This is a genomic window from Streptomyces composti (assembly GCF_012034205.1).
GTDB lineage: Bacteria > Actinomycetota > Actinomycetes > Streptomycetales > Streptomycetaceae > Streptomyces > Streptomyces composti.
In genome coordinates this window covers 1-7,027 of sequence record NZ_JAATEM010000058.1, presented here as the reverse complement: position 1 = coordinate 7,027, position 7,027 = coordinate 1, and the positions used below count along the sequence as shown (strand labels likewise).

Below are 7,027 nucleotides of genomic sequence, written 5' to 3'. Positions count from 1 at the left end.
GCATCCGTGCTGCCGCTGCCGTCAGCCGGGGCCGTATCCGTGCCCGCGCCGCCGTCAGCCGGGGCCGCATCAGGGCCGCCCCGGTCCGCCAGCTGCACCCCCGCCACGCCCCCGCCGCCAGCGGCCGTCCGTACGCCCGCCGAGCCGGGAGCAGAACGCGCCGACCGCCTCGGTCACCTCCTCCGCCGTCCACTCCAGCCCGGCCGCGTCCACCCCGACCTCGGTGACGGCGAGCCCGGGCCCCGCCGGCCGCCAGGGCCGGAAGAACAGCTCCACTCCCGTCTCCTCGGCCTGCCGGACCGCCGCCTCGGTGGCGGCGTCGGCATCGTGGGCCAGCCACACCTGGAACTCGTGGGTGTGCGGCACCTCCGGGTGCACGCGCGCCCACGGCGCCCCGGCCGTCGCGAACCCCTCCCGCAGCGCGGCGGCCACCAGACGGGCGTTGGCCACGTACTCGGGCAGCCGGGGCAGCTCGTGCTCCAGACCCGCCAGCGCCGACAGCACGGTCGGGAACTGCTGGAACACCGAGCCGCCGTACCGGTGCCGCCACGCCTTGGCCTCCTCCACGAGCGTGCGCGGACCGGCCAGCGCGGCGCCGCCGTAGCCCTTGAGGGACTTGTAGAACGAGACGTAGACGCTGTCCGCGAGGCCCGCGATCTCCTCCAGCGGGCGGCCGAGGCGGACCGTGGACTCCCAGAGGCGGGCCCCGTCGAAGTGGACCACCGCGTCCCGCTCCCGCGCCGCCTCGACGGTTTCGGTCAGCTCCTCCCAGTCCGGCAGCACGAACCCCGCCTCGCGCAGCGGCAGCTCCAGCATCAGCGTGCCGAACGGCTCGTCCAGGTCCCGCACCTCCTCGGCGGTGGGCTGCCGGGGCGCGTCCGTCAGATGGACCGGGCGCAGCCCGCTGACCTGGCTGAAGGCGTGCCGTTCATGCGTCTCGGGATGGCCGAGCGCGTGCAGCGCGACGACGGGGCTGCCGGTGCGGCCCGCCCAGCAGCGCAGTGCGACCTGCTGAGCCATCGTGCCGGTGGGGAAGAACGCGGCGGCCTCCAGGCCGAGCAGGGCCGCGGTCCGCTCCTCCAGCACCTCCACCACGCCGTCGCCGTACAGGTCGCCCGGTTCGTCCAGGTCGTACAGGCCGCCCGCCCCGTCGAGCAGCGCGAGCCGCTCCCGCAGGGAGGCGGCCGTCACCGGACGGGAGAGCACCCGCCGCGCCGACCGGTGGGCCGCCAGCCGCCGCTCCCGCAGCCGCGCCCTGCGCTCCCGCCGCGAGGCCCCCTCCGTCCGTTCCTCGTCCGGCTCTTCCGTCTCTTGCGTCTCTTCCGTCCGTCGCGCCGTATCGCTCATGCCCGCGATCATCCCGTGCGCCGCCGTACGGGGACGGCGGAGACCCACAGCCTGTGGACAGCCGGCCGCCCGCGGAACCCCTCGCGTTAGCATGACGAGAAATCGTCCGGTACCCAGAGCGGACTGGAACGGGAAGGCCGCCCTCGCGTGAACACAACCCCACAGCCGGATCCCCGGGACCGCCCCGCGCGGCTCACCGTAGGCGTCGTAGGCGCCGGACGGGTGGGCCCCGCCCTGGCGGCGTCCCTGCAGCTCGCCGGGCACCGCCCGGTGGCCGTCTCGGCCGTGTCCGACGCCTCCCGGCGGCGGGCCGAGCAGATGCTCCCCGAGGTGCCGGTGGTGCCGCCCGCCGAGGTGCTGCAGCGGGCCGAGCTGGTGCTGCTGACCGTTCCCGACGACGCCCTGCCCGAGCTGGTCTCCGGGCTCGCCGACACCGGCGCGGTGCGGCCGGGCCAGCTCCTGGTGCACACCTCCGGGCGGTACGGCACCAAGGTGCTCGACCCCGCCCTGCGCGCCGGCGCGCTCCCGCTCGCTCTGCACCCGGCGATGACCTTCACCGGCACCCCCGTCGACGTGCAGCGGCTCGCCGGCTGCTCGTTCGGCGTCACCGCGCCCGAGGAGCTGCGGCTGGCCGCCGAGGCCCTGGTGATCGAGATGGGCGGCGAGCCGGAATGGATCGCCGAGGAGAACCGCCCCCTCTACCACGCGGCCCTCGCCCTGGGCGCCAACCACCTGGTCACCCTCGTCGCCCAGTCCATGGAGCTGCTGCGCACGGCGGGCGTCGGCGCCCCCGACCGGATGCTCGGCCCGCTGCTCGGCGCCGCCCTGGACAACGCCCTGCGCTCCGGGGACGCCGCGCTGACCGGTCCCGTCGCGCGCGGTGACGCGGGCACCGTGGCCGCGCACATCACCGAGCTGCGCCGCCACGCGCCTGCCACCGTCGCCGGGTATCTGGCGATGGCCCGCGCCACGGCCGACCGGGCCCTCGCCCACGGCCTGCTCAAGCCAGAACTCGCCGAGGACCTGCTGGGTGTGCTCGCCGACGGGGCGGCCGCACCCGAGAACGGGGAAGACCGATGAGCCGCACCTTCGCACTCGCCCCCACCGTGGCCGACCTGCACGACGCCCTCGGCCGGCACGCGGTCCCCGGCCGCACCGCCGTGGTGATGACCATGGGCGCGCTGCACGAGGGCCACGCCACGCTGATCCGCGCCGCGCGCGAGCACGTCGGCCGCGAGGGTTTCGTGACGGTCACCGTCTTCGTCAACCCGCTGCAGTTCGGCGAGGGCGAGGACCTGGACCGCTACCCGCGCACCCTGGACGCCGACCTGAAGACCGCCGAGCAGGCGGGCGCCGACATCGTCTTCGCCCCGTCCGCCGAGGAGATGTACCCGGGCGGCAGGCCGGAGGTCACCCTGCGCGCCGGGGCCATGGGGGAGCGGCTGGAGGGCGCCGCACGCCCCGGCCACTTCGACGGGATGCTCACCGTCGTCGCCAAGCTGCTCCATCTCACCCGCCCCGACGTGGCGTTCTTCGGCCAGAAGGACGCCCAGCAACTGGCGCTGATCCGGCGCATGGTGCGCGATCTGAACTTCGGCGTGGAGATCGTCGCCGTGCCCACCGTCCGCGAGGAGGACGGCCTGGCCCTGTCCAGCCGCAACCGCTACCTCTCACCCCAGGAGCGGCGCACCGCCCTCGCCCTGTCCCGGGCCCTGTTCGCCGGCCGCGACCGGCACATCGCGCTGGAGGCGCTGCGTGCCCGGGCCCGCGAGGTGCCCTCCAGCCGGGCGCGGGCCGAGGCGCTCAGCGCCATAGGGGAGTCCCGCGCGGCCGCCGACGCGCACGCCGTGGCGACGGCGTCCGGCGGCCCCGCCGCGATCCGCGCCGCCGCCCGCCAGGTCCTCGACGAGGCCGCCCGGCTCGACCCGCCGCTGGAACTGGACTACCTGGCCCTGGTCGACCCCGCCGACTTCACGGAGATCGGCGACGACTTCACCGGCGAGGCCGTGCTCGCCGTCGCCGGCCGGGTGGGCTCGACCCGCCTGATCGACAACATCCCGCTGACCTTCGGAACGTTCGGAGACGCCTCGTGACCAGCACAGGCATACGACTGCACGCGCCCGCCCCAGGGTGGTCGATCCCGGCGGACGTGGTGGTCGTCGGCTCCGGAGTGGCCGGTCTCACCGCGGCCCTGCGCTGCCAGGCGGCGGGTCTGACCACGGTCGTCGTCACCAAGGCCCGTCTGGACGACGGCTCCACCCGCTGGGCCCAGGGCGGCATCGCCGCGGCCCTCGGCGAGGGCGACACCCCCGCACAGCACCTGGACGACACCCTGGTCGCGGGCGCCGGCCTGTGCGACGAGGAGGCGGTGCGCATCCTGGTCACCGAGGGGCCCGACGCGGTACGGCGGCTGATCGCCACCGGCGCCCGGTTCGACGAGTCCTCCGAAGGCGGCCTGGCGCTCACCCGCGAGGGCGGCCACCACCGCCGCCGCATCGCCCACGCCGGCGGCGACGCCACCGGCGCGGAGATCTCCCGCGCCCTGGTCGAGGCGGTGCGCGAGCGCGGCGTGCGCACCATCGAGAACGCCCTCGTCCTGGACCTGCTCACCGACGCCGGGGGCCGCACCGCCGGCGTCACCCTGCACGTGATGGGGGAGGGGCAGCACGACGGCGTCGGCGCGGTCCACGCCCCCGCGGTGGTCCTGGCGACCGGCGGCATGGGCCAGGTCTTCAGCGCCACCACCAACCCCTCCGTCTCCACCGGCGACGGCGTGGCCCTCGCACTGCGCGCCGGCGCGGAGGTCAGCGACCTGGAGTTCGTCCAGTTCCACCCCACCGTCCTCTTCCTCGGCCCCGGCGCCGAGGGACAGCAGCCGCTGGTCTCCGAGGCCGTGCGCGGCGAGGGCGCCCACCTGGTGGACGCCGGCGGCGTGCGCTTCATGACCGGCCGCCACGAACTGGGCGAACTCGCGCCCCGAGACATCGTCGCCAAGGGCATCATGCGCCGCATGCAGGAGCTGGACGCCGAGCACATGTATCTCGACGCCCGGCACTTCGGCGCCGAGATGTGGGAGCACCGCTTCCCGACGATCCTCGCCGCCTGCCGCGCCCACGGCATCGACCCGGTCACCGAGCCCATCCCGGTCGCCCCGGCCGCCCACTACGCCTCCGGCGGCGTGCGCACGGACTCCCACGGCCGCACCACCGTCCCCGGCCTGTACGCGTGCGGCGAGGTCGCCTGCACCGGCGTGCACGGCGCCAACCGGCTCGCCTCCAACTCCCTCCTGGAGGGTCTGGTCTACGCCGAGCGCATCGCCGCCGACATCGCCCGCAGCCCCCTCCAGGCGCGCGACCCGCACCCGCTGCCCCAGTCCGAACGCCCCGCGCACCCTCTGCTCCCGCCGGAGGCCCGCTTCGCCATCCAGCGGATCATGACCCGCGGGGCCGGTGTGCTGCGCTCCGAGGCCTCCCTCGCCGCCGCCGCCGACCAGCTGGAACGCCTGCACGCCGAGGCCCGCGACGCCCTCGCCGAGCACGGCAAGACCGCCGAGCCGGGCGTCGACACCTGGGAGGCCACCAACCTGCTGTGCGTGGCCCGCGTCCTGGTCGCCGCCGCCCGGCTGCGCCAGGAGACCCGAGGCTGCCACTGGCGCGAGGACCACCCCGAGCGCGACGACACCGCCTGGCGCCGCCACATCGTGGTACGGCTCGATCCGGACCGGACGCTGGCCACCCGCACCACCGACGGCACAGACTTCCCCCCGACCCTCCACGCCACCCAGGAGCAGTGAATACCGTGACCACCCCCGACCTCCCCCTCGTCCCCTCCGGTGGCTGCGGCGACGGCTGCGGCTGCGGGGCCGACGAGGAGACCTACCTCGAGTGCGGCCTCGACCCCGCCCTCGCCCAGCTGCTGGCCGACGCGGGCCTGGACCCCGTGGAGGTCGAGGACATCGCCAACGTGGCCATCCAGGAGGACCTGGCCGACGGCGAGGACGTCACCACCGTCGCCACCATCCCCGAGGACGCCGTCGCCACCGCCGACTTCACCGCCCGCGAGGCGGGCGTGGTCGCGGGACTGCGCATCGCCGAGGCGGTCCTCTCCGTCGTCTGCACCGAGGAGTTCGAGGTCGAGCGGCACGCCGAGGACGGCGACCGCGTGGAACCCGGCCAGGTGCTCCTGTCCGTCACCACCCGCACCCGTGACCTGCTCACCGCCGAGCGCAGCGCCCTCAACATCCTGTGCCGCCTCTCCGGTATCGCCACCGCCACCCGTGCCTGGGCCGACGCCCTCGAGGGCACCCGCGCCAAGGTCCGCGACACCCGCAAGACCACCCCCGGACTGCGCAGCCTGGAGAAGTACGCGGTGCGCTGCGGCGGCGGCGTGAACCACCGCATGTCCCTCTCCGACGCGGCCCTGGTCAAGGACAACCACGTCATCGCCGCCGGCGGCGTCGCCCAGGCCTTCCAGGCGGTCCGCGAACGCTTCCCCGACGTCCCCATCGAGGTCGAGGTCGACACCCTGCACCAGCTCCGCGAGGTGCTGGGCGCGGGCGCCGACCTGATCCTCCTCGACAACTTCACCCCCAGCGAATGTGAGGAGGCCGTCGCGCTGGTCAAGGGCCGCGCCGCCCTCGAGGCGTCCGGCCGCCTCACCCTGGACAACGCCAAGGCGTACGCCAGCACCGGCGTCGACTACCTCGCCGTGGGCGCCCTCACCCACAGCTCCCCCATCCTCGACATCGGCCTCGACCTGCGAGCGGCGGAATAACCCATGCTGCTGACGATCGACGTAGGCAACACGCACACGGTCCTGGGCCTGTTCGACGGCGACGACATCGTCGAGCACTGGCGCATCTCCACGGACGCGCGGCGCACGGCCGACGAACTCGCCGTCCTCCTCCAGGGCCTGATGGGCATGCATCCGCTGCTCGGCGAGGAGCTGGGCGACGGCATCGACGGCATCGCCATCTGCGCGACGGTCCCCTCCGTGCTGCACGAACTGCGCGAGGTCACCCGGCGCTACTACGGCGACGTCCCCGCCGTCCTCGTCGAGCCCGGCGTCAAGACCGGTGTGCCGATCCTCACCGACAACCCCAAGGAGGTCGGTGCGGACCGGATCATCAACGCGGTCGCCGCGGTCGACCTCTACGGCGGCCCTGCCATCGTCGTCGACTTCGGTACCGCCACCACCTTCGACGCGGTGAGCGCGCGCGGCGAGTACGTCGGCGGCGTCATCGCCCCCGGCATCGAGATCTCCGTCGAGGCCCTCGGCGTCCGCGGCGCCCAGCTGCGCAAGATCGAGGTGGCCCGGCCCCGCTCCGTCATCGGCAAGAACACCGTCGAGGCCATGCAGGCGGGCATCATCTACGGCTTCGCCGGCCAGGTCGACGGCGTGGTCAACCGCATGGCGCGCGAGCTGGCCGACGACCCCGACGACGTCACCGTCATCGCAACGGGCGGCCTCGCCCCCATGGTCCTCGGCGAATCCTCCGTCATCGACGAACACGAGCCCTGGCTCACCCTCATCGGCCTCCGCCTCGTCTACGAACGCAACGCCTCCCGCCTCTGACCACCACGGTCCCCGTCTCACCCGCCGAGGCGCGGAGGCCGCGCAGGTTGCTTGGCGGGCCACCGGACCGTTGCGCGGTCGGTGCGACGGCCCGCGGTCGTGCAGG

The 7,027-nt window shown here is 74.8% G+C and carries 6 protein-coding genes; 5 read left to right on the top strand and 1 reads right to left on the bottom strand.

The features are described 5' to 3' along the window. Window positions 1-69: 69 nt before the first annotated feature. Complete coding sequence (locus HCJ93_RS28740; protein ID WP_240967980.1) at window positions 70-1,347, bottom strand: threonine aldolase family protein; 1,278 nt, start codon at window positions 1,345-1,347, stop codon at window positions 70-72. A gap of 147 nt (window positions 1,348-1,494) precedes the next feature. On the opposite strand from HCJ93_RS28740, the gene HCJ93_RS28735 reads away from it, so the two are divergent. The 5 genes from HCJ93_RS28735 to HCJ93_RS28715 are packed head-to-tail and all read left to right on the top strand — an operon-like array spanning window position 1,495 to window position 6,921. Further along, the gene (locus HCJ93_RS28735; RefSeq protein WP_167998762.1) at window positions 1,495-2,427 is read left to right on the top strand and encodes a Rossmann-like and DUF2520 domain-containing protein; all 933 of its coding nucleotides are present in this window, start codon (window positions 1,495-1,497) and stop codon (window positions 2,425-2,427) included. After that, entirely contained in the window at window positions 2,424-3,440 is a 1,017-nt protein-coding gene (gene panC / locus HCJ93_RS28730) for a pantoate--beta-alanine ligase (protein ID WP_167998761.1), read from the top strand. Before HCJ93_RS28735 ends, panC begins: the two co-directional genes overlap by 4 nt. Continuing rightward, window positions 3,437-5,140: an L-aspartate oxidase gene (locus HCJ93_RS28725; RefSeq protein WP_167998760.1), complete on the top strand. Its 1,704-nt coding sequence runs from the start codon at window positions 3,437-3,439 to the stop codon at window positions 5,138-5,140. The genes panC and HCJ93_RS28725 overlap by 4 nt, the downstream gene beginning before the upstream one ends. A gap of 5 nt (window positions 5,141-5,145) precedes the next feature. Further along, on the top strand, window positions 5,146-6,120 hold the full coding sequence (gene nadC, locus HCJ93_RS28720; RefSeq protein WP_309141537.1) for a carboxylating nicotinate-nucleotide diphosphorylase: 975 nt from the start codon (window positions 5,146-5,148) through the stop codon (window positions 6,118-6,120). 3 nt (window positions 6,121-6,123) lie between these two features. Then, on the top strand, window positions 6,124-6,921 hold the full coding sequence (locus HCJ93_RS28715) for a type III pantothenate kinase (protein ID WP_167998758.1): 798 nt from the start codon (window positions 6,124-6,126) through the stop codon (window positions 6,919-6,921). The last annotated feature ends 106 nt before the right edge of the window (window positions 6,922-7,027 follow it).

Excerpts from the sequence above, each read along its gene's own strand:
- HCJ93_RS28740 (WP_240967980.1), bottom strand. The coding sequence starts at position 1,347 with ATGAGCGATACGGCGCGACGGACGGAAGAGACGCAAGAGACGGAAGAG.
- panC (WP_167998761.1), top strand. The coding sequence starts at position 2,424 with ATGAGCCGCACCTTCGCACTCGCCCCCACCGTGGCCGACCTGCACGAC.
- HCJ93_RS28715 (WP_167998758.1), top strand. The coding sequence starts at position 6,124 with ATGCTGCTGACGATCGACGTAGGCAACACGCACACGGTCCTGGGCCTG.